This is a genomic window from Pelomicrobium sp. G1, from assembly GCF_051905455.1.
Lineage (GTDB): Bacteria > Pseudomonadota > Gammaproteobacteria > Burkholderiales > UBA6910 > Pelomicrobium.
Genome location: NZ_JBQACR010000526.1, coordinates 1 through 244, shown reverse-complemented (window position 1 = coordinate 244; position 244 = coordinate 1). Strand labels below are relative to the sequence as shown.

Genomic DNA, 244 nt, shown 5'->3' with positions numbered 1-244 from the left:
GTACCGGGCGGCGGCGGAGCAACCCGTGGTGGCGCGCCAGCCGGCTCGAAAAGGTGAACTTTCGGAAGATTACACGACCGAGATGGCGCGCCAGCTCATGGTGGACCGGTACGGGGCGGAAGCCTATACGCGGGGCTTCCGCGTCTATACCACCCTACTCACGGCCCACCAAGAGGCAGCACTTCAGGCGCTGCGCAACGGAGTACTGGGGTACGACCGCAGGCACGGCCAACGGGGGCACGAA

At 66.4% G+C, this 244-nt stretch carries 1 pseudogene; it reads left to right on the top strand.

Features of this window, described 5'->3' with window-relative positions:
• A pseudogene (locus ACTFO6_RS19490) lies at positions 1-244 on the top strand (penicillin-binding protein); the annotation flags it as partial.